Here is a 23,169-nt window from a genome sequence, read left to right as displayed (position 1 = left end):
GTGCTTAGATCATAATTTGTTGGTCTCCCAAAGCCGAACGGATTATTACAGTGCAAGGCGTATCAGCTATTTTTTGAATAATTCCTAATGCTTTCCCTTTAAATGTTTTTCTGTTGGGACGATGCAATCCCCTTAGATCGGCCTGAAATCCATTGTCGGTTCCCAGAACTTTCGCATCCCCCTTTACAATGAACTCAATTTCCTGATCATTTAGCAAGACGGAGTTTCCTTCCTGATCCACCAGTTCTGCTGTGACAAAGTATAGATCACGGGATTCCCCTGTGGCATATTTTTCATGTTCTAAGGAGACTTTTACCCTATTAGCATCTCCCGCTGTACGCATACTTGTTTCCTGAACAACTTTACCATCTCGTTTTTTAACGACTTTCAATTCCCCCTTTTCAAAAGGCACCTTCCAGCTGGCGTGCAGACGATCTCCGGTTTTAGCTGAAGTTCCCAGACTCTTGCCATTGAGAAATAGTTCGACATCATCAGCCTTATTATAATAGGCCCATACATCTACACTATCGCCAGCTTTCCAATTCCAATGCGGTAAAAGATGAAGGACATCCTGGTTTGTCCATTCAGACTGATACATGTAGTACACATCTTTGGGAATACCAGCAAGATCAACAATACCATAATAAGAGCTTCTTGCAGGATAAGGGTAAGGAACAGGCTCCCCAAGATAATCGAAGCCGGTCCAGACAAATGTTCCCGCCAAAAAAGGACGGTTCTTAACCGCTAGCCAGGCTTTCTCATGGCTTGTACCCCAATAGGCAGCAACATTATCATAGGCCGAAACCGTAAAATCAGGATTACCATTGACGACATATTTGTCCTTTGATGATGCTGGCCACAGCTGAATCGTATCTTGCAATTTGTCATACACCCCTCTAGTCTGTAAGGCAGAAACAGTTTCTGATGCCAACAGCGGTATATTTTTAAATTCTACAGGTAATTTATCATAATCTTCATGTTTGTAGTTGAAGCCCAGTACATCCAAAGCCTCTGCCTGTGCGATAAAGTTCTTTACATAATTATTTTCGGTCAAGGCGGCTGTAACGGGGCGTGTTGGATCCAAAGATTTTACCAATTTGGCCATTTCTTGCGTTAAGGCAATACCCGTGGAGTCAAATTGCTCCCGGATTTCATTTCCGATGCTCCATAGAATAACCGAAGCATGATTACGATCTCGACGCACCCATGTTTCAATATCCTTAAGGTGTTCCGTAGGAAAGTCAATGTGGTAGTCGAACTTATTTTTTCGCTTTTTCCACATGTCAAATGCTTCGTTATAGACCAAAATTCCCATTTCATCGCAGAGATCGAGTAGTTCTTCAGCCGGCGGATTATGCGCAGTACGAATGGCGTTCGCGCCCATTTCTTTCATCATCACAAGCTGCCGTTTTGCAGCGGACTTATTAAAAGCAGCCCCTAACGCACCCAAATCATGATGCATGCAGACTCCTAAGATTTTTAGGGCTTCCCCATTGAGGTAAAATCCTGTTTTTGCATCAAACCGAATTGTCCGGAATCCAATTCGCTTTTCGATTTGATCTTCAATTGTATTATTTTTATTTAAAAGAGCGAGTTGTACACGATATAAGTTTGGCGACTTTGGATCCCACAACTGTGGTTTTTCCACTTGAAGTGATGCATCAATATATCCATCTTTGTCAACACCTGTTTTTTTCAACAGTATATTTCCTTTGGGATCCCATACTGTAATTTGATATTTATTCCCTGCAACGCCTTTAGGTCGCGCCAACTTCTTCAATTTAGAAAGTACTTTCAACTGCCCCAATTCACCATGTGTCTCGGGCGTGGTGATAAAAGTCTCCTGTTCATCGAGTTGTACTGCACCCGTCTTGATCAGGTAAACATCACGGTAGATTCCGGAACCTGAATACCACCGGGAGTTTGGCTGTTTACTATTGTCCACACGAATAGCGATCCGGTTGGGCTGATTCCCAAATTTAAGATGCGGAGTCAGATCCAGTATAAAAGAGAGGTAACCATTGGGCTTTTTCCCAAAATAAACACCATTAATCCATATTTCTGCATAACGGTAAACTCCGCCAAAGTACAACTGTATATTTTTACCCTGATCTGCGGTCGGTAGCTTAAACTCCTTACTATACCAGCCAATTCCGCCAGGCAATGCTCCACCGGCATTACCTGCTGGGTAGCTAGCGGAAAAATCAGCTTTGATACTCCAGTCATGGGGTAATTCCACCGATTCCCAAACTTGGGTATCCCCGTCGTTCAAGCGAAAACCGAGGTGATCCTGCAACGTAAAATGCCAGTTTTCATTAAAGCTGATTGTGGCACGTCCCTGTCCAGATACAAGTTGAAGCTGCAATAAAATGAGCATGGAAATAAAATAACGTAACTTCATATTTAAATGGTGATTTATAAGCACTACTTTCATTGCTGTCAATGATAGTAGTGCATGTTTCTTTATTCATTAATCTATATTGAGGCATGCATCCTGCCTTCGGTTTAAAAACTAACCTGACTCTTGCCCAGATCCTTGGAAGTTGCCACGGCAATACCACGGTTACCTTTACTATCAACGGCACAATAAAAATGATAAACAACTCCCTCCGTTTTCAGCACAAAAGATTTGTGGGCGTATTGCTGATCAAAACTTTCACTTGATTCAATCAGGTTGGCACCTTCCCAATCGGTCCAGTGGATTAAATCCTTGGATGCCGCAAAGCGATTGAATGCCCCTTTACGGTCTTTCCAGAATGCGCCAAAATAAAACATGACCCAAGTATTATGGATCCGCTGAATCATAGGGTCTCCCGTAATTCCTACCGGATGGTGAACCACAGGGTTCGGCTGGAACCTCTTCCAGTTTTCCATATCATCTGACACAGCCATACCGATACGTTCGTACCAACGAGTGGGTTTGTTGTTTGCCAAGGAGTCCCCTACGGCATTGTAATACATCACGAAGCGATGCCCCGTCTGTTTATTAGGATCCTCAATCACATAGCTTTTGAATAGCTTATGCCGATTTTCCCACCAGGAAACATCCGGATCCGTACTGGTCAACACGGGCTTGGACAACCGTTGCCATTCCACAGGTTGTGTTGGTTTTTTAGTTGTATAAGCCATTCCAATCGCCAGCGGCTCAGGTTCGTAACCAGCTGTGGAACCACCGAAATATGACATCCAGTATTTTCCAGCGTAGCTGTTGAGCTTATACTTCCCGCCCCATTTTGTATCTACCAAGGCATTGTATCCTGCTCGCTGCTTAGCATCCCAGCTGCCATCTGGTGCCACGGAGAGTTGTTTCCCCAAGGTCTTCCAGTTCAAAAGATCCGAGCTCTGCGCCAGCCAGGTCTCATAACCACTTCCATCAAACACAATATAGGTCATATACCAATATTTTCCTTCCTTATAAATGGTCGGACAATCCATCAGCTCACCTTTACGCTTTGGGACCAACACGAGCCCATATTTGTAAGGCGTCTTTACTTCTTCATAAATTTTTGTCATTTCCGCACTGGAAACTGCCGGAGTCTGAGCCTTTAATTTAGGGCCGACCAAAGCAATGGATAGCAATAGCATTAATCTTTTCATCTGTCTACTCTTTTTCTTCGTTAGTACAATCTGAACTATTTACGTTATTGTCTAATGGTATATTTTCCCGAACCCAATTGCAATTCAACATGGTTTTCTTTTACATTGACCGTTTGGGCCTCCATAGCCTTTCCATTGACCTGATAAGTTCCCTTTGGCAATACCAAGGTACATTGGCTATTGACAGGGATCTCCAACGTGTACACTTCCGCTTGTTCCCGGTTAAAATAGATCTTCCCATAAGGGCTTTCAAATCTTATTTCGCAATCCTTCAGCAGGTCCAGCATTTTGGGTTCGATTCGAAAATGTTTAAATGCGGTAGAACCTGCAGCTTGCTGTATGCCACCCAGACCGGTATGAAACCATTCCATCAGGTGTCCGAGCATAAAATGATTATTGGAGACGTTTGAAAGGCCCGCCCAGGACTCGGTCAGTGCCGTGGCACCTTTTCGCAGCTGATAACCATATCCGGGCCTGTCATCACGGTGATGCATGGCATAGATCAGATCATCACGGTTGTGGGCTTGCAACACCTGTAATAGGTAACGGTGACCGATATCTCCGGCTGTCAACGCCGTATCGTTTTGACAGACCGTTTTTGTTAATCTGTCAAAGACTGCCTGTTCGGCCTCCTGGGGTACTAAACCAACGTAGAGCGGCATAGCCAACGCCGTCTGACTACCGGAGCCGTAACTATGCCCCTTAGGTCGATAAAATTGCTGATTGAACGCTTTGAATACAGCCTGCTGTAACGTCTCAAATTTTTTGGCATCTTCTTTTTTTCCAAGCTGCGTAGCAATTTCTTTCATCAGTTTGAGGTCATAGTAATAGATTGCCGTAGCCGTGATTCCCGGGGTAGTCAGCTGGGAAACACCGGGACGCTCTGGTCCCAAATCATACCAGTCACCCAAGCCCTGTGTCAAAATATGCCCCTTCGCCTTTGTGCCCAAATAATCGATGTAACGGGTCATCATAGCATAATTATCGGCAAGAAAAGCCTTGTTTCCATACCAGCGATAGGCATACCAGGCCAGGATAATCGAGCTGCTCCCCCACTCGGGTGAGTCCCTGAACATATCGCCCCCCCAGTCAAACTGTACATATTCGGGCGCTATTTCAGGAACCAGACCATCCTTTGTCTGAGATTGTCGCATATCTCGCAGCGACTTGGCAAACAGGCGTTCAGCATCAAAGTTAAATTGTACCGAAGGCCCCATTAAATGTAGCTGCTCCAGCCAGCCCAATTTTTCGCGGTGTGGACAATCGGTAAAGACACTGACCATATTACTCTTAATGGCCCAATTGATCAATCCATGGATCTGATTAAATAGCGTATCGGAGCTTTGAAAGCTTCCTACCTGCGCCGTACTATTCCGGATATGGGCCAACTGTATCGCATCCATCCGAACCGCTTTGCTACCGGCAGGATGCAACTGAACTTCGGCATAACGAAATCCATAATACGTAAAACGTGGCTGCCAGGATACCGTCCCATCTTTTGCAAAAATATATTGATAATAATAGGGGCTTCCTGAATGTTTTTGACTAGGGCGTCCATCCGCAGTCAGCAATTCGGCCGGATACACTCGTACCGTATCTCCCGCTTGTCCGGTCATTTGCATGGTGACAATGCCTGATGCATTCTGTCCAAAATCATAGGTGATCCGTTTCCCCCCATCAGCCTGCTGTAATCCAACGGGTGCGAAGCGCTGCATAATTTTCACCGGATCGATATCCTGTGCCCGTAGATGTGGTCCATCCGTTATGAGCGCTTGCTGCCAGCTGCGGTCATCGTAAGCAGGAGCTGACCAATGCTCAGGCAAAATCCGTGCATCATAATCCTCGCCTCCATACATGCTGGAAAAAGTAATTGGCGACCGATGTGTTTTCCAGCCGGCATCACTAACAATGATTTCTTGCGTCCCGTCCGTGTAGGTATTGACGATCTTAAGTTTAAGCTTTGGCAGGCCAAAAGCCACTTTATGTTTTTGAAATCGGCCTTTAATTGGTGGAATATAATAAAACCCATTTCCTAATAGGGCTGCGATCGTATTCTTTCCCTGTCGCCAGGCTTCTGTAAGATCGTAAACTACATAATAGGCTTCTTTATCGTATTTCGTCCAGCCCGGCTGTAATACCGCATCATCTACCCGCTTGCCGTTCAATAGCAACTCGTAATGTCCCAGGCCTGCCACATAAGCGATTGACGAACTGATTTTCTTTTTCAGCTGAACCGATTTCCGGAAAACCGGAAGGTCATAACTTTTATCCAGGCGGAGCTTACTGGAGCTTAGTGGCAGTGGATTGACCAACGAATCCGGTAATATATCTTTTGCAATCCACTTTGCATTGCCCCAGTCTTGGGCTTGCAATAACCCTGTGTGGAACCGTTGCACCGCACTTGTGGCCGTCTCCTTTTTATTATCACGAACGTGTATCCTGATGTAATAACTTGTACCTGTAGCTAAAGGATTTCCCTGGTATAACAAATTTAGGGATTGCTCTGCCGCTACCCATTGGGAATCCCAAAGCAAATCCTGCTTCGCAAAACGAGCACTTTTACTGACCTCGATACGATAAGCCTGTTGTTGCACATCAAATTTATCGCTGTGCAATTGCCAGCTAAATGAAGGCTTTAATGTATTTATACCCAATGGGTTTTCGCGTCCTTCTATCAAAACACGCGTTACTGATAACTTGGCCATACCAACTAGGGGCATAGCTAGCAATAACAGGAAAATGCTTCCTAAAACGATTCCCTGTTTTAAAATATTCTTCATTCTTTTTCTTTTTTCCCCGACTGTATTCATAACCAACGATTAGGGCGATTCCGTGATGACACGTACGCGATCTTGTATCAGCCCCAAAACATTGGTTGTTGAGATACTGGTATCTTTACACACAAAAACACTATTTTTAATCTTGATATTTTTAGCATCCTTAATCGACAAATACTGGTCACCACGTCCAAAAACGCGATCAATAGATACGTTTTCCAAAACAGACTCCGGAATACCTTCGATCTTAATACAATTTTTAGCCGCATCAATATAGATATCCTTTATTTGGATATCCGAGAAACGTGGTGTCAGAGCGTTCTTCTGAACTTTAAAATCACGACTAGCCTGATTGCCCACATGTTGGGCTTGTCCCAACATATCCCAGCGTAAAGCTGATTCCACCTCCTGCATCCGGATACGCTCAAAGTAAATATCAGATCCGCCACCACCCCGTGGCCTTCTGGTCTTAAAACGGATACCAACATTGGTTTTTCCAAACACACAATCATGGACATACACGTGCTTGGCCATGCCGGCAGTCTCACTACCGATCGTAAATCCACCATGACCTTTTTCCGAAAAACAATAGCGGACAACAATATCCTGCGAAGGTCTGTTCACCCGAAGTCCATCATACCCACGTCCTGCTTTCACGGCAATGCAGTCGTCGCCGGTATTCAGGGTACAGTACTCCACAAGTACACGGTTGCACGATTCAATATCGATCCCATCCCCACGTGGTATACCCATTGACTGTATATGTACCCCACGGATCACGACATCCTCACAATAAGTGGGCACGATATTCCAAAAAGCGGTACGCTCGAGCGATACACCTTCAATCCAGACCCTTTTGCAGTTAATAGGTGCTATGAGTGCCGGTGGAAAGATAAAATCTGCGGTCCTTCCATCGTAGATCCGCTGCTCGACAGGCCGCTTACTGTCGACAATATTTTCAATGACGTCATGCGTCATGGTTTTATTCCGGACGCTGCCTTCACCGGGGCCAATAATTCTACCGGATCCCGTGATGGCAATGTTTTCTGCCCCATTGGCATAAATACAGGCTCCCAAACTATATAATTCTACCCCTTCGTTCCGTGTAAACACTACTGGAAGAAAGTCCTCAATTTCACTTTCAAATTCTAATACTGAACCCGCATCCAGTTGTAGATTAATATGGGATCTCAGCGTAATCCGTCCGGTATGATGATGCCCTTTCAATATCAAAGTCCCACCACCCTGTGCAGCAAGCTGATTGAGCTTACCCTGAATATCGTCATTCGGCAATACCGTATCTTGTCGCATCGGAAATGTTGGCCGCTGGACATTCCATGTCGTAAAAGGGGATTGCACCTTTTCTGGCTCAGCGGGCATCTGTCCAGCCCCTACTTGATCGGCACGCAAAAGATTCTTATCCAGTTGCTTTTCAACCAGAAGACTTCGACATCCCTGCATGCCCATTACTACTACGACAAGCGATATTATCCAGTTTAATTTCATTGAAACAGCTGTTTTACGTAACGTGTATTTGCACCAAAATTTTCTTTGACGGCACGTGGTGATAGATTAGCATCGCGAGATCGCTCGATCACGAGCCAACCGCGCCAGCCCATACGGTCCAAGGTCCGTTTTACCAAAGGCATATTCAGTCGTTTGTTGTTTTCGAGCCATACACCATCTTCATCCGTACAGTGAATCTGACAGATCCGCTTCTTTCCTAAAATAGTCAGCTCCTGAATCAGATCACGCCCTTCTTTCAACGGATTGGAAAAATTAAAATAGATTTGAATATGTTTGGACCCAATTTCCTTTAAAAGATCAACCTCAGCTTTTGCATCCAATGCTGTTTCAATCCCGATGATCACACCGGCCTTTTTTGCCATTTCACCTACTATACGAAGACGCTCGACGATAGCAGGTCGCAGTTCGGGATATTTAACCAAGTCGCATGTCACGCCTAAGGGCAAAAAAGCCACTTTAATTCCCATTTTCTGACAAGTGTCCAAACAATCCCCTACCATCTGCTGATAAGTCGGCCGCGTAGCAAAAGACTGTGCATAAAAGCCGGTCATGGCCAACGAACAGATCGTTATTCCGGTTTCCTTTGCTTTGTCAAGAAAGGCCTTCCGTTGCGCAGGATCGCCCAACTTACTATCAAAAGTAATCCGGTTGCCCAATCCGCCCATATCAACTTCCAACCCATCCGCTCCTATTTCTTTTGCCAGGTCAAATGCACTTAGTTTTTGCCGCTTTAAAATCATCAGATCAATTACGGCGACATTGTAACGCTGCTTAGGTGCGGCAAAGACAGCAGAAGGCAGCGCTGCTACACCAATTAAGGCCAAGGTATCGCATATAAATTTTTTTCGGTTCATCATAGTTCAATCTGATATGATTTTAACAATGCTTTCAATTGTTCCATCCCACGAATCGCGTTTTTTGGTAAGTTTTCCCCCTTCTTTCCAAAACTGTATAATAATTCCTCCGGCTCGATCTGAATACCGGTCTCCGCGATGATATCGGCAGCTTTAGCTTGATCTAAATGAAAATGATCGAGCAGGAATTTGTAGAGTGCCTGCCTTTTGTTATAGCCAAAATCATGGCCTTCATCGGGGAAATGTGCGTGTTGCACCTGATTTTGCTGCCCATAATAACCATAAATATGTTGCAGGTATGGAAAATCGTTAATAGCGGTCTCCTTCGTCCAATCCTGTCCATCGGAGATGATCAGCTGTGGTTTGGGCGCTGTCATCGCAGCCAGTTCGACATTATTGGTCCCGCCACAGACAAAATGTACGGGCAGTCCACTCTCACAGGGGCAGCCACCAAAGAAGTAGGAGGACATTGCCACGACAGGGGCGACCAACGTAAAGCGATCGTCTAAAGCAGCCATTAAAATACTGTGACTACCTCCACCCGATCCGCCACTAATGCCTATCCTGCTTCGATCGATCTGTGGTAAACCCATGACATAATCTAAAATACGCGCTGCACCCCAGGTCTGCATCAACATAGCCTCACTGCTACGATGATCCGTCGACGCAAACTGTAATAGGGATTCGCCCCAGGCAAATAGGTCATAGCTTACAGCCATACAGCCCAGTCGAGCCAAGGTGATAAATCTCTTCTGCGCGTCCGAACGATAACGCTGCTGCGGCCAATGGCCATCAGGAGAGAGCACCACAGGTATATTTTTCTTTTGCTTGAGCGGCGAATAGATACTGCCATTGATATAGACTCCCGGTATAATTTCTAAGGCAAAATTCTGAACTTGGTAATCCGCATAGCGACGTACCTTGCCCAGGCGAATCGGTTGATTCGGTATACTTTGCAGCTTATCCCAGTACATCGCTTGTCTCAACGCAACACGCAATTGATCTCTTCTCTTTTCCCAACTTGCCTGATCCGTATATTTTTTGGACAGTAAGCTCAAAAAATCCCAACCCTCCTGTGGTTTCCAGCGGTTATATTCGTATGATTTTAATTTATAGGTATCGGGCTTGGCTTCCTCCTGCAGTTTAAAACCCAAGGGATACAGCAAATTGATTTCTGTGCCCACAAGATCTGCCCTAAACTTCCAAGGTGCGTAGTCCACCATAATGTCTTTGACATTGCGTGGATCATATTTGATCTTGACCTGATACCGTTCTTGCATCATTGCCAGAACTTTTTCCAGGGGTTGCTTAAATTTATGTTCATAATTGAGTAAGCTGTCCTGCCCCTGGACAACAAGCGAGACAAAAAACAAGCAGACTGCACAGACGAACTTAATCTTCTTCCTTAACATATGCATTAGGGTCTGGTTTTTTATATCCTTTTTTTGTTGGCCAGATGCCGTCCTCAATTGGGATTAATTTCACTTTCTTCGGATCTACGACGACATGTTTCATTTTCTTTCTACGCCAGGTGTAGCCAAAATGCAGTAGCCCATCTTTCGTTTGAATCACTGCAGGATAAGAATACTGACTGATCGGCGAATCCTCGAGTATAAGTGCGGCCTGCCACTGCTTGCCATCTTTGGAAAAAGCCACATTCAATGGTGTACGCGCCCCTTTGGCTAAGTTACCTTCCGGAAGCACGTGGTTATACACCAATACATGCCGTCCGTCTTTTAGCGTTACGGCATCCGTACCCGAATTATTATTGGGGAGCGTCGTTTTTTCCAGTGGGGTCCAGTGCTCACCCCAGTCCTTTGACCAGGATGTCACAACCGCACGGTTGCGTGTGCGCGCTAATATTTGCAACTGACCATTTCCGTGGTCAAGTATGCTCGGTTGTATGGCATCCAGATTATCCGCGCCACGGGCAATCGGCCCTATTTTACGCCAGGTCTTACCAAAATCCGAACTCGCCTCAAAATGTATGTTCCAACCATTTCCTTCGGTGCTTGAAGGACTCAGCAAGGTGCCATTTTGCAAAAGAACAGGCTTATTTTTCACCGGTCCAATAAAGCCCTCAGGCAACTTTTCGGCAGCAGACCAGGTCTTACCGCCATCTTTGGAGCGTTTGAGCATGCCCCACCATTCCGATGGTTTAGGCCCAATTTTATAGAATAACAAGAGATCTCCGTTAGGTATTTGATATAAAACTGGGTTCCAGGTCGGCAAGCGCTTGCCATCCGGTTGTACACCATCCGCTGCCGACACCGGCGCTAACCAGTTTCCGTTTTCAAATCTACTCACATAGATCTCCACATCGGGATGACGTTCTTTCGTTCCACCAAAAAAGGCATAAACCAAACCTTGATCGGTCTCTGCCATGGTAGCGGAATGACAGGAAGGGAAAGATGCTGTATCATAAATAAACTCATCTTTTATGACCCCTTTTTGCCATTCTTTTAATGTCGGATTTTGTCCGTAAGAACTCAAGGAGCATAAAAACAATAGGGCTGTTGCCAATTTGATCTTTATCTTCATCTGTTTATCGATAATTTATACGTATGCATCTTAACTGGTTTTTCCCCTACCAACGCATACGATGTTTGTTTTTTATTGGAATTGATTTGGTAAACTCAAGTCTATTTCTGTTGCTTTTCTTTTTCGGCTTTTACCTTTGCCACATAATCTTTGAATAATTGACGCCAGTTGCGGCCGTTGGCATTTAAGTAAGCCTCACATTTATTTTTGTAAATTTCAAAAATGGCAGAAACTTGCTTAATCCCTTTATAATCTATTGCTTTTTCGCGGGCTTCTTCTAAATTTTTACGGATGGTCTGTTCCTCAACTGCTGTCAGATCTGGGACAATTGCCTTATATCCTTTTAAGGTGAAATCAACTTTTCCGATCGTGTATTTGTCCAAGATAAAAGCAACCTGTTGCTCTTCAAGCTCTTGACGCAAACCAGCCATCAAGTTGTTGTGTATAGAATCAGGCTGCGCTGAATCTGCAATAATGGAACGGTCCATATCACTTAATTTTTCGCCCGTGTACGGATTTATTCCTGCTGGAACAGTACTAAACGGATGGCTATTGTGCCACTCTTTCACGGCTATCAGATGACTAAAGATCAAGCTTTTGATCTTTTCTTCTTTTGCCGGATTGGCAAGCTTGAGCTCTGCAATCCACTCCTGCGATTTTTTCTGCTCCGTTGAATTGTCCTGCGCATACAGGCTCCTCAGCAGTAGACTTAGTATAAAAATTGATAAGACCTTTTTCATATTGTTATAATTTAATGCTGAACTGGTAATCTCCGGATCCAATCATAAACCAAGTGCCTAATTTTTCCTGTCGTAGGATCTGAATATCTTTATCGTTTTTTAATTTTCGGTTGCTTTCCAGGATAGATGACAGTACCGTTGTGGGCAGATAAATCTCTGCTTTGGTATTGGCCGGAATAGAAATCTGCCATTCAAAAAGCGATTTGCTTTTGCTCCAATTGGATTGAATGGTTCCATAAACACTTTTGTAGCTTGCATCCACATGATCCAACCCTGCTACGACCTGCGGTTTCATGACAACAGTCTGAAAGGCATGCTCCTTTGATTTGATACCCGCCAAATCCTCATAGAGCCATACCAAGAGATCGCCCAACATCATCACATGATTTTGTGAATTCATCTTGGGATGGGCTGTATTGCCATTCCACAACTCCCAAATTGTTGTGGCCCCATTTTCGACCATATAACCCCAGGAAGGATAGGTCTTATTGGTTGCAATTTTATAGGCAAGATCCACACGACCTATTTTGGTCAGCGTGCGCATAATCCATTGTGTTCCGATAAGTCCTGTACTCAGATGCCCCCGATTTTCTTTTTCGACAATTTCCACAATCCGGTTGCTGAGCTTTTCTTTGTTTGTATCTTCGACTAAGCCAAAAGATAGCGCCAATAAATTATCAGTCAATGAATTGCTACCATAATATCCTGCATCGTGATAGAACGCGGCATTAAATGCTACTCTCATCTTCGCTGCACGATCCAAAAAGTTAGCTTGATCCTGTTCGTTGCCGACGAGGACACTAAATCGGCTCATCATTTGTAGCAAATGATAGTAATAAGATGTCGCTATCAATGCGCTTGGATATTTTTTATCGGCGATCTTTCCTCTTCCGGCTTCGACGGTTACCGGTGGAAAGCACCAATCTCCATAACTATCTTTGGTAATGATACCACCATGGCCTGTATAACGGGCCTGCATATAATCCATCCATTTTTTCATGGCCGGATAATGTTTTTCCAAAATGCGCAGATCGCCAGTCTGCTGATAGAGCATATCGGCGATAAATAGGTATGTTCCTGGCCAGCTGATATTATCACTATAGTAGCGCCAGAAGGCCGGTGCAACATCCGGTAACGCACCATCTTCCTTTTGGGACAGCCGAATATCTTCGAGCCATTTATGATAAAAATTGGCGTTATCAAAGAGGAAGTTCTCACCGTATGCACTAACTGGACGGTCCCCCAACCAGGGCTGACGCTCATTGCGTTGTGGACAATCTACCGGAATACCTTTGTAATTGGAAGCGATACCCCACCATGCATTTTGATGGATCTGATTGATGAGTGTGTTGGAAGACACAAAAGTTCCCGCATCGGGTATATCGTCGTAGACAAAGCGGCCAACAAAATTACTTTTTGAAGCTATACCCGGATAGCCGCTGACTTCGACATAACGAAATCCATGATAGGTAAATCGCGGCTCCCAGGTTTCCTTTCCGCCACCTTTTAATACATAATGGTCCGTTGCTTTCGCGTCACGTAAATTGGTCGTAAATAATTCACCTTCTTCCGTCAAAGATTCTGCAAAATGCAGTGTCACCGCAGTTCCACGCGTACCGGACACCGTCATCTTTACCCAACCCGAGAAATTCTGTCCGAAATCAAGGATGTATTTTCCTTCGGACTTTTTGACGATCGAAACTGGTGCCATATCTCGCATCACCTTCATACCTTCCGACTGCGCTTCATAATTGCCACCGGGCTCCTGCACAAAAGCAGCCTTTAACCATGTTTTATCGTCATAATCCGGATTTGCCCAACCCGTTAGTTCTTTTCTGGCATCATAATTCTCACCGTCATATTCGTTATTTGCCGTTATGGGTCCTTCGGTCGTTCCTTTCCACGAATCATCGGTCTTAATGACCTCTGTTGAACCATCCGTATAAGTCAGCATAAGCTGCATCTGCAATTTTGGGAATCCAAAGGTTTTTACTTTATAAGGTTTTGTTTGACGCATGGCATAAAACCGTCCATTTCCCAAAATGACACCAAGCGCATGTTTACCCTGCGAAAGTGATTTTGTTACATCCAAAACATTATATTTAATGCTTTTGGTATAATCCGTAGGCACTGGAGCCAGTACTTGATCCCCTATCTTCTTGCCGTCAAGATATAACTCATAAAGTCCGAGCCCCATCACATAGGCTGTAGCCTGTTTTATCTGCTTGGTTGTTGTAAATTCCTTTCTGAAATAACGGGCAGCCAATTGACCAGTCTTTTCATTGTCTGATGGGAAATACTGATCAAAACCAATCCAGCGTCCTGTCCAATCCTTGTAATACAGCAGTCCCATAGTCCAACCAGCCGGCTCAGACCAGCTACTTTCACCCTTATTCGTATACACTTTTACTTTCCAGAACACTTCCATGCGGCTCTGCAGAGCGCTGCCTGCATAAATAACATACGTGGAATTATTCGAAAGTTGTTTCCCAGAATCCCAAAAATCGCCGATATTCTGATCCAGTTTTTCTTGTGAGGAAGCAACAAGTACCTGATAGGCTTCTTGTCGGATAGACCGCTCACTGCCCTGCAATTGCCAGCTCAGTCTTGGAGCAATGACATCTATACCGATCGGATTCGAACGTAATTCAGTCCGCAGGTTTGCAACAGTGATCTGTGCTGTAGCTTGATGCCACAAGATCGACAAGAAGACCATTACAGTAGATATGACAGTTCCTGCTTTCATTAGTTTTCAAAATCAAAATAGAGGACCATATGCAGCGCCCGGCTCGGTTCCTTCTCAAAATCGTAGTAAACGTGCTTCATGCCCATAGGCCCGGTCGTTTCTGGCTTTTGTGTTTTCGTGCCGATGGCTGAAATACCATTCATAAAAGAAATATCGCCTTTCGGAAAAGTAGGTTCCATGTTTTTCCATTCGGTATCTTGCTGTTCTTTTGGCGTATATAAACGCAGAAACACATCCTCCCGATCTGTAAATACGCGGAAACTTTGATCCTTTCCGATAAATTTGGTCCAGTACATATTGGCATGGTACCCTTTAAATTCGGGATATTCGAATGGCGATTCGCCCGTTGCCGTGTTATTGTACTTCTTTTTCCAAACGCCAAACTGATTCCCTTTCATCCGATTTTTCCAAACCCGATAAGGGCCCATTCCTCGATATTCAACACCTTCGATTTGATCTTCTGGAAAATCGAAATTCACCCCAACAAAACGTGTAAAATAACTTTCAGGAAAATATTGAACATGCATTTTCAACTGTCCCGAAGAAAGGATTTCCCAACGCAAGGTATTGTAACTATCTTTTTTATCAAAAGTAGATGCGATAATCACCTTTCCATCCTCACGGTCCAATTTGAAATTCTTATAATTTGTCGCCGCTTCCTGCAAAACCGGTCCGTTTTTGAAAGGAATTACTCCTTTGGCATTTTGAACCTGCTCCAGCAATCCGCTTGTCTTATTGATTTGATAGCTAATACCATTCGCTTTCACCAGATAGGCATTCGCGGTCTCCTGTACGGCAATCTCCCCTGTTCCATTTGGTTTCAGGAGGCTATTTACCACCTGATTCGGCAATGTAATTGGAAAGCTCCAGGTGAAGAGTTCCTGTTGATGCACATCTTTTGCGGTAATATATAAGACATCAAAGTCTTCCCAACCTGTAGGGAAATCAACTTTTAAAATCCCTTTATCACCGGGGCGGATATTGGGCGCGACAATCGTTCCTCTTTTTGTTTCCTTAACCTCATTATAACCGCCCAACTTTTTGAGTTCGTACGAAAATGCGCACTGACTAACGTTGGTAAATGAATATCTATTTTCAATATGGAACGAACCATCAAACCCTTTGGTAATTTCTCGTTTTTCAAAGAAGATAGGGCTCCATACTTCTTTAATGGTAAAGAAGCTTCCTTCCTTTTCGCCGTGTGGACCAATTATACCATCTGGGCCACGATTTCCGTCAGTATCTATGATACCACCTTTATCCGTCCTGACGATGCCCTGATCACGAAAATCCCACAAGAATCCACCCGCAGCAAGGGGATTGGCAAGCATCGCTTTCCAATAATCCTCCAACCCGGCACCATGCCCACCATCGTACATGCCATGCAAGAACTCAGTCGGCATAATGATATTATGCCCATGATCATAGGTACCAATACCATAGTTATATTCCCGGTAATGGGTTGTTTCAAAACCGTCATGTACGGCCCAAGGATAAATCACAGCACGTTTTTGAATATCCTCTTCTGCGAAGATGGGGTCAAAATCAGGATTATGCCCACCTTCATTCCCATTTGCCCAGAAAACAACAGACGGATTATTTTCGGATACGACCATCATCTCCCGCAATAATTTAGTGCCGACTTCCTTATCGTAGTGTCCGTGCCAACCCGCTATCTCGTTCATGACATATAAACCCAATGAATCACAGACAGCCAGAAAATGATTGTCTGGTGGATAATGGGCCATCCGGACAGCGTTCATATTCATTTCCTTCATGAGCTTCACATCGGCAATGCTAACTTCTTTACTCGTCGTCCGTCCGGATTCCGGAACGAACGCATGCCGATTGACCCCTTTGAATCGGACCTTTACGCCATTGACATAAACACCATCACGTTCTTTGACTTCTATAGTCCGAAAACCAAATTTTTGCTCCAGCTGGTGCTGTACCTTACCATTTTTCGACAAGGTAAATTGCGCTGTATATAAGTTCGGAAATTCTGCAGACCATAATTGCGGAGCTGAAAATTGTCCCTCGAGCCAATTGTTTTTGTCTGACAGCTTTGCTTTCAGCTGTTTTCCAAATTTCTTTCCTTTTGCATCAAGCAGTTGAACCGTAATTTCGTCCGCTTCTCCCGCTGTCGCTATTTTTGCCCGGAATGTACCATCGGCCTTTGCGTCCAATGAAACACGTTCAATATGATGCTGGGGCAAGGCCTCCAAATAGACCGGTCTAAAAATGCCGCCGAAAATCCAGAAGTCACCTTCCCGTTCCGCCGCATTCACCGACTTGTTTGCCGAATGCTTAGCAACATGGACCTCCAATAGATTTTCTTCGCCAAATTTCAATAGCTTCGTAATATCGTATTTGAAAACATAATATGATCCTTGATGGATAGCGCCGGCCAGCTTACCATTGATCTTGACTTCGGTATCGGTCATCGAACCTTCAAAAACTATCCGAACCTGCTTATCTTTCCAGGCATCGGATACATTAAATCTATATTTATAGTGACCGACCTCTTTGCCTTTATCAGCCTCTTTATTGAAGCCGTAATTATATTTCCCAAAACCCTGTTGTTCCCAGTTGGAGGGAACTGGTATTTTAGTCCATTTCCCAGCTTTCAAGCCTTCGGTCACATAAAAATCCCATAACACACCATCATCCTTTCCTGTTCCAGAGAGGTATTGGCTCGCTGTTTTTTGGGCAGATACATGCAATCCCATAGTCCCAAAAAAAAGTAAGGATAACGCTATTTTTGTTTTCAAGTTCATGATCGCTAAAGACTATTTCAATTTAATATGTTGTAATGGATTATTTGTTCTAAAAGGTGCGGCCGGCAGGTCAGCGGTATTCACCAGGTTGGGCTGGGCAGCTTCGTCCCATCCGAACCGGATCTGACGGATCTGTTGTACCTGGTCACTTTCAAGTACAACTGTCTGTCCGTTGATAGCAGCCTGTGCTGGATAAAAGATGCCATCCTCACCCGCAACTTCAAATGATGTTAAGGGCTTGCCGTCTACGGACTTTAATCCGGCAGCATGCCTCAATTTTACCCTCGCTTGTTTGCCTTGATATTTTACGGCCTGTAGTTCAGGACCATCGGCTACAATATTTTTATGATAGACATATTTTAAAGCTTGGAGGGCATGGCGACGGCCGATTTCCCACTTATAGTTTGGATGGAGATCGTGTGGATCATCGACCAGATCTGTCGTAATGATACGGGCTGTATGCGGTAGTTGGAGAACCAGATCCTGGGCTTCTCTAAACTCCGGCAACACTGTTCTCGGCATTCGGACATGACCTTTTTCGTCCAATGAATAATAGAATGGCGCAATCTCTGTAAAATAAAACGGTAATTTGGAATTTCCCCAAATGGTCCGCCAATTTTCGATCAGTGCCTTCATTTTATAACTGTAACTAATATTCTCTTTTAGAAAGGTATTGGATTCCCCCTGGTACCAAACAAATCCCTTTAAGGTATAAGGCGCCAAAGGTTCAATCATTGTATGAAAGAATTTACCGGGATCGCCTTCTTTCTTTTTATCTTTCAGATAAGGTGAACTTGTCCAATATTCTTCGGAGAACCAGGGCTCGATTCTGCTGCCGCTCACAGCTGATGAAATAATGCCTACAGGAACACCTAATTCTTGCTGTAGCGTTTTCCCGAAGAAATAGGCCGGTGCAGAAAATTGACGCAGTGCCGAATCCCGGGCTACAGCCCAGCCCTCATAATGGCCATCCGGCTTGGCCAGAAATTTTCGGCGTACTAAAAAAATTCGAATATCGGGATTGTTTGCTTCGGAAACTTCGTTTTTAGGGAAATATGTACCTCTCAACGGAGCTTTAACTTTCTCAATTTTACGCATTTGGTATTCCATATTCGATTGGCCCGAGCACAACCATACCTCACCGACCAAAACATCTTTAAGCTCAATCGTATTGTTTCCCCTGATGGTCAACGTCTGTCCAACCGCATTTGCCGGCATGGCTTTTAGTTCAACTTTCCAACGACCATTTTGATCGGCTTCTGTCGTCTTCAACTGGTTTTGAAAAGCTACGCTTACCTGCTCGCCAGGGCTCGCTGAACCAAAAATGGCGACCGGTTGGTTGCGCTGCAAAACCATGTGATTCGCAAAAATATTCGGCAATATGACATTCGCCTTTGCCGAAAAACCGGCTACCAATAAAGCTATATGTACAATAAACCGTCTCATTTATTTCAGCTTTTGAGCTTTCAACGAAGTAATCTGATAAGTGGCTTCTTTTACCGAAGCTCCCGCATTTTCGACATCAAAGTCCTGATCTGTTTCCGTATCCGCATTGGGAAACCTTCTGACATCGCCCGTACGGAACGACACTTTGCTCACATTACTGACCGGTTGGAAAAATAACTTTGTCCCTTTATCCTCTCCGTTAATGGCAACTTGATAAGAGCGGGTGCTCACATCGAAAGTCAATGCAAAGTGATACGTTTTTCCCTCCTCATATTTCGTCAACGAAGCATTTCGGTAACCGGCTTTATTTTTTATAATGCCATCTTTATCCATAATAATTCTCGCAGCTGCTAAGCCACTATCATTCACCAACTCAATCTGTAAAGAGCCGTGATCATTTTGTTGTGGCGTTACGGTAAATTCAATGGTGCCTTTTTGTGCCGATTGAATCACACGATCTGCCTTCGCATAGTCAAAAGGATCTTTATCACGCAAGACCAACGCTTTTCCTTCAACCTTGGCACTTGCCCACAATGGACTATAAATATTCCAGTTGTTATAGGCTTGTCCTGCATTTTTCGCAAAATCATCGTTCACGGCCTCTTCTACGGTAGACTTGATCGGAACAGGTACAACAGCAGTCCAAATATCTTCTTTGTTCATACTGTACGTCAACCACATGTTACGATCGGGAACCATGCCATTTCCTTCGACGATACCACGAACATATTGCGGTCCATAAGACTTATAGTTACCGCCATAACGCATTGTGGTGATCTCACCGTTAACCAATAACAAATCGGTATAGTTCAAACCATCATTGCTGGTTGATACGGCTAGGGGCCATCTGAATTCCGATGGGTTATACACTGTTGCGTAGCGTCCGTCGGATGTTTTTTGTCCCCAGATTTTTGCATTGCTGTTCACAAATCCGGGGGCGCGCAACGGCGAGTATTGCCAGGTTTTTCCATTGTCCTTACTCACCGATGTCAATGCATGCTTCCATAAACCGACGACCCTTCCATCATTGAGATGATAAAAGGAAAACGCTTTTACCGGACGCTGCAAAGGAATTAATGGATCGTTTCGATCGGACTCCTCTACCCATTGCTGCATCATGAGTGGCGTGCCCAGCAATTCGTCACAAGCTTGTATAAAGGCCTTATCCGTGCTTTTTTTATAAAAAGGATATTTGGCCCCCTTCTCATCGAAAGAGGCATTGAAGTGAATAAAATAGATTGGCCCAAAGCTACCATCTTTGTGGATCTCCCGGACGACACGTCCGAGACCATTCCCATCATTTGGATCGTCCTTGGCATCCAGGGCTACACCGTAATAAGCAAGCGTCAGCAATTTATCATTCTTTGCATGATAAAAGCCCATACGCTGGTGCATGATTGCATACAGGTTTTTTCCGGCCTTATCAGTTCGTCCCGGCTTGGTAAAGCCTTCTGGAACCAGATAAGTAGGGAATAGATCTATAGGGCTGGACCAATTGCGACCATCTTTTGATGTTAACAACAAGGTTTTTCCTTCCGCGATATGCTCCCCCACAGGATTGCTCAGAAACTGTAAATAATAAGTATCATTCCAATACGCTAAAAAAGGCTGATGGTTATAGGTAAAGGGATGTCCGCCGGCCAATTCAGGAAATTCTCTGTTTGCTCGAAATACCTGGATATTGTGCGTACCCACAGCAGGTGTCAGCTGTCCATGGTGATAATCCACATTGGATAATGTCTTTCCTATATACCGTACCGTATCTTGCTGTGCTACCACCTGTTGCACTGTAGCAGCCAGCGATAGACTGACTAATACTGATTTGATCGTCATATTATTTCTTTTTGGCTTCATCCCGAAGCAAATTTTTTAAATCTTTATTGGACGCTTTGAAGATCGTTCCATGTTTATGCCCTTCTGGAACGGAAATCTTGTCGTTGATTTTTTCGAAGACCTTAAAATCTTTGGTGGACACAGCCTCATAGCTTTTGCTACCATATGAATCGAAATAGATTAACCATTGATCCTTGACTTTAAGCACCGCAGGTCCCTCACTTAAATACGGCGAGAAAGGCTCAGAGATCTGCTGAAATGGCCCCAATGGATTTTTCGCAAAGGCCACCTTTAGATTTCGATTGGGCCGCGTATTATCCTTTAATACAAGCACATAATCCTTTTGCTCTTTTTTGACAATGACCGCATCAATGATACTAAAGCCCGGATCGTTAAATAATTTCGTCTCCGTAAAGGATTTAAAATCCTTTGTTGTCGTATAGTACATGCGGTGATTGTTTTTCTCTTCTTCTACGCCTTTTGCGAAGCGATAAGGAATGGTGGAAGCCCAAATAATAATAAACCGGTCATCTATATCATCATAAAATAACTCTGGCGCCCAAACATTGACGGTGGTTGCTTCTTGTTGCATCACTGGAACGATCTGTTGATTTTCCCAATGGATCAAGTCTTTTGAACGTGCGTAGCCGATTCCTTCATTTCCCTGCCAACCAATGGTCCATACCAAATGATAAATACCTTGTTTATCCCGTATCATCGACGGATCGCGCATGATTTTCTGTTTTCCTAATTTTGGTTTTAAATAAACCCCATTAATCGCATTCCAATGGTAGCCATCTTTGCTATACAGATAGCGCAAACCTTCATTGGCGGGTTCGTGGAACGAGGTAAATAGGTAAACATCCCGCTGACAGGAAGCCAAGATCGATGCCACACTAAATAAAATAAACAATTTGACCAAATTCCTCATTAAATGCTATCTAAGATCAATACCCAGTCGTTTCCATCTTTTTGTCCTCCCTCAGGCACAAAAGTTTGTACACCTTTATTTTCAAACTCTCCGATCACTTTGGTCGACCCATTTCGGGGATCAAACCAGGACGCTTTTACTTTGTCCCCATTGATTTTTCCCATATTAATTTTCATTTCCCTACCGTTGTAATTGTAGATAAATGCGCAATTCCCAGTTCTTGTCGCTAGTAAACGATTGTATTTATCACCATTATCCGCAATTAAAGACTGATCGGGAACACGATCAAAATAATTGTCTCTTGACAGCATAAGCTCCTTCAAAAATTTCATTTGTGACGCACCCGGCGCATTGATTGCCGAACTCCATAGCTCATCCGAACCATAGGCCGAGGTGGAATCTTGCTTCCCATGCATCTGCATGACCGAATTTTGCCCATAGGTATAACCAAATGCACCAGCAAATACAGACCAATAGCCATATCTTCTGACGTCAGCATCTTTCCAGCGCGGTTGGGTGATATCGTGTAATCCCTGTGGGATGCCTTCATAAGAAGGTTCCCCGTCGATCGTTGGTTTAATGGGTTTTATATCCCAGTCGGCTGCCATAAACTTCCAGTTATCCTCGCCATAATGTTTCTGTTCATTCGCGGAAGTATCCTGAGCGTAGGTACGGTGTCCAGATTGCACCATATTGAAATCCAGCCAGGGTCTATCGTGGAACCAATCCGAAGAAGCCGTTCGTCCTCTAGGATGAAAAGTCATTAAATGGTTATGATCGATCGATTTTATTGTTTGGCCGATTTTCTCCCACACTTCCATCTTATCTGATCCCTTAATATCACCACCATTTAACCAAATGATATTCGGACGGTCTTTCCACCTTTCCGCAAGAAACGTGGCATATTTTTCTGCTTGCTCAGCTGATACTTTTCCATCCTTCACCGGTGATCCCCAAACCGGGACCAAAGCAACATAGAGTCCCTTTTCAGCTGCCTTATCAATAATGTAATCGACATGATCCCAATAATCATACGCTGTTGCATTATCCGGATTGTTCCCTTCGGTCACAAGCGGTCTCGAAATATCTTTGTTGACAAGCGAAGAATCACCATAACTATTTACGGAAGGAACGGTATGCAGGACCATGGCCTGGATGACATTGAAACCTTTTTGTTTCCGATCCTCCAGGTATTGCTCCGCTTCCGCCCGGTTCATCTTGTTGAAAAGCAACCAGCCCGTATCGCCAAGCCAAAAGAAAGGTTTCCCATCTTCGGTCATGATATACCTACCGTTTTCCGAAATTTTCAAAAGTGTGGGGTGCTTCGCCTCTTTATTGGACGTACACGAAAAAAGTGCTCCTGCAACTGTAAATAGTATAAGTTTCTTACGAATAGACAT

14 protein-coding genes are annotated in these 23,169 nt (G+C 44.2%); all 14 read right to left on the bottom strand.

All coding sequences use genetic code 11. The features are described from left to right. Positions 1–4: 4 nt before the first annotated feature. The 14 genes from B3C94_RS07550 to B3C94_RS07485 all read right to left on the bottom strand — a co-directional run bounded on the left by B3C94_RS07550 (position 5) and on the right by B3C94_RS07485 (position 23,169). Positions 5–2,401: a glycoside hydrolase family 2 TIM barrel-domain containing protein gene (locus tag B3C94_RS07550; RefSeq protein WP_293901388.1), complete on the bottom strand. Its 2,397-nt coding sequence runs from the start codon at positions 2,399–2,401 to the stop codon at positions 5–7. A gap of 104 nt (positions 2,402–2,505) precedes the next feature. After that, positions 2,506–3,597 (bottom strand): glycosylase, encoded by a 1,092-nt coding sequence (locus B3C94_RS07545; RefSeq protein WP_293901384.1) that lies wholly within the window; start codon positions 3,595–3,597, stop codon positions 2,506–2,508. Positions 3,598–3,641: 44 nt separating this feature from the next. Next, complete coding sequence (locus tag B3C94_RS07540) at positions 3,642–6,377, bottom strand: family 78 glycoside hydrolase catalytic domain (protein ID WP_293901381.1); 2,736 nt, start codon at positions 6,375–6,377, stop codon at positions 3,642–3,644. A gap of 39 nt (positions 6,378–6,416) precedes the next feature. Then, a complete protein-coding gene (locus B3C94_RS07535; protein WP_293901378.1) occupies positions 6,417–7,880 on the bottom strand; it encodes a glycoside hydrolase family 28 protein in 1,464 nt (487 codons plus the stop codon). Next, entirely contained in the window at positions 7,877–8,758 is an 882-nt protein-coding gene (locus B3C94_RS07530) for a sugar phosphate isomerase/epimerase family protein (RefSeq protein WP_293901375.1), read from the bottom strand. Before B3C94_RS07530 ends, B3C94_RS07535 begins: the two co-directional genes overlap by 4 nt. Further along, positions 8,755–10,167, bottom strand: coding sequence for an acetylxylan esterase (locus tag B3C94_RS07525; protein WP_293901372.1), 1,413 nt, complete (start codon positions 10,165–10,167; stop codon positions 8,755–8,757). Before B3C94_RS07525 ends, B3C94_RS07530 begins: the two co-directional genes overlap by 4 nt. Further along, a complete protein-coding gene (locus B3C94_RS07520) occupies positions 10,148–11,296 on the bottom strand; it encodes a sialidase family protein (RefSeq protein ID WP_293901369.1) in 1,149 nt (382 codons plus the stop codon). The genes B3C94_RS07525 and B3C94_RS07520 overlap by 20 nt, the downstream gene beginning before the upstream one ends. Positions 11,297–11,397: 101 nt before the next feature. Further along, the gene (locus B3C94_RS07515; protein ID WP_293901366.1) at positions 11,398–12,036 is read right to left on the bottom strand and encodes a DUF3826 domain-containing protein; all 639 of its coding nucleotides are present in this window, start codon (positions 12,034–12,036) and stop codon (positions 11,398–11,400) included. 4 nt (positions 12,037–12,040) lie between these two features. Next, positions 12,041–14,782 carry an alpha-L-rhamnosidase gene (locus tag B3C94_RS07510; RefSeq protein ID WP_293901363.1) on the bottom strand — a complete coding sequence of 914 codons (2,742 nt, stop codon included), beginning with the start codon at positions 14,780–14,782 and terminating at the stop codon, positions 12,041–12,043. Then, a complete protein-coding gene (locus B3C94_RS07505; protein WP_293901360.1) occupies positions 14,782–17,559 on the bottom strand; it encodes a glycoside hydrolase family 2 protein in 2,778 nt (925 codons plus the stop codon). The genes B3C94_RS07510 and B3C94_RS07505 overlap by 1 nt, the downstream gene beginning before the upstream one ends. A 12-nt stretch (positions 17,560–17,571) precedes the next feature. Further along, positions 17,572–19,005 carry a sialate O-acetylesterase gene (locus B3C94_RS07500; protein ID WP_293901357.1) on the bottom strand — a complete coding sequence of 478 codons (1,434 nt, stop codon included), beginning with the start codon at positions 19,003–19,005 and terminating at the stop codon, positions 17,572–17,574. After that, on the bottom strand, positions 19,006–20,838 hold the full coding sequence (locus B3C94_RS07495) for an exo-alpha-sialidase (protein WP_293901354.1): 1,833 nt from the start codon (positions 20,836–20,838) through the stop codon (positions 19,006–19,008). It lies immediately after the preceding gene. Between the two features lies 1 nt (position 20,839). Beyond that, on the bottom strand, positions 20,840–21,769 hold the full coding sequence (locus B3C94_RS07490; RefSeq protein ID WP_293901351.1) for a glycoside hydrolase family 43 protein: 930 nt from the start codon (positions 21,767–21,769) through the stop codon (positions 20,840–20,842). After that, a complete protein-coding gene (locus tag B3C94_RS07485) occupies positions 21,769–23,169 on the bottom strand; it encodes a glycoside hydrolase family 140 protein (protein ID WP_293901348.1) in 1,401 nt (466 codons plus the stop codon). Before B3C94_RS07485 ends, B3C94_RS07490 begins: the two co-directional genes overlap by 1 nt.

Origin of the sequence: Sphingobacterium sp. UBA5670, assembly GCF_002420705.1 — a bacterium.
In the GTDB taxonomy this organism is placed as follows: Bacteria; Bacteroidota; Bacteroidia; order Sphingobacteriales; family Sphingobacteriaceae; genus Sphingobacterium.
This window is presented reverse-complemented; position numbering and strand designations above follow the sequence as displayed.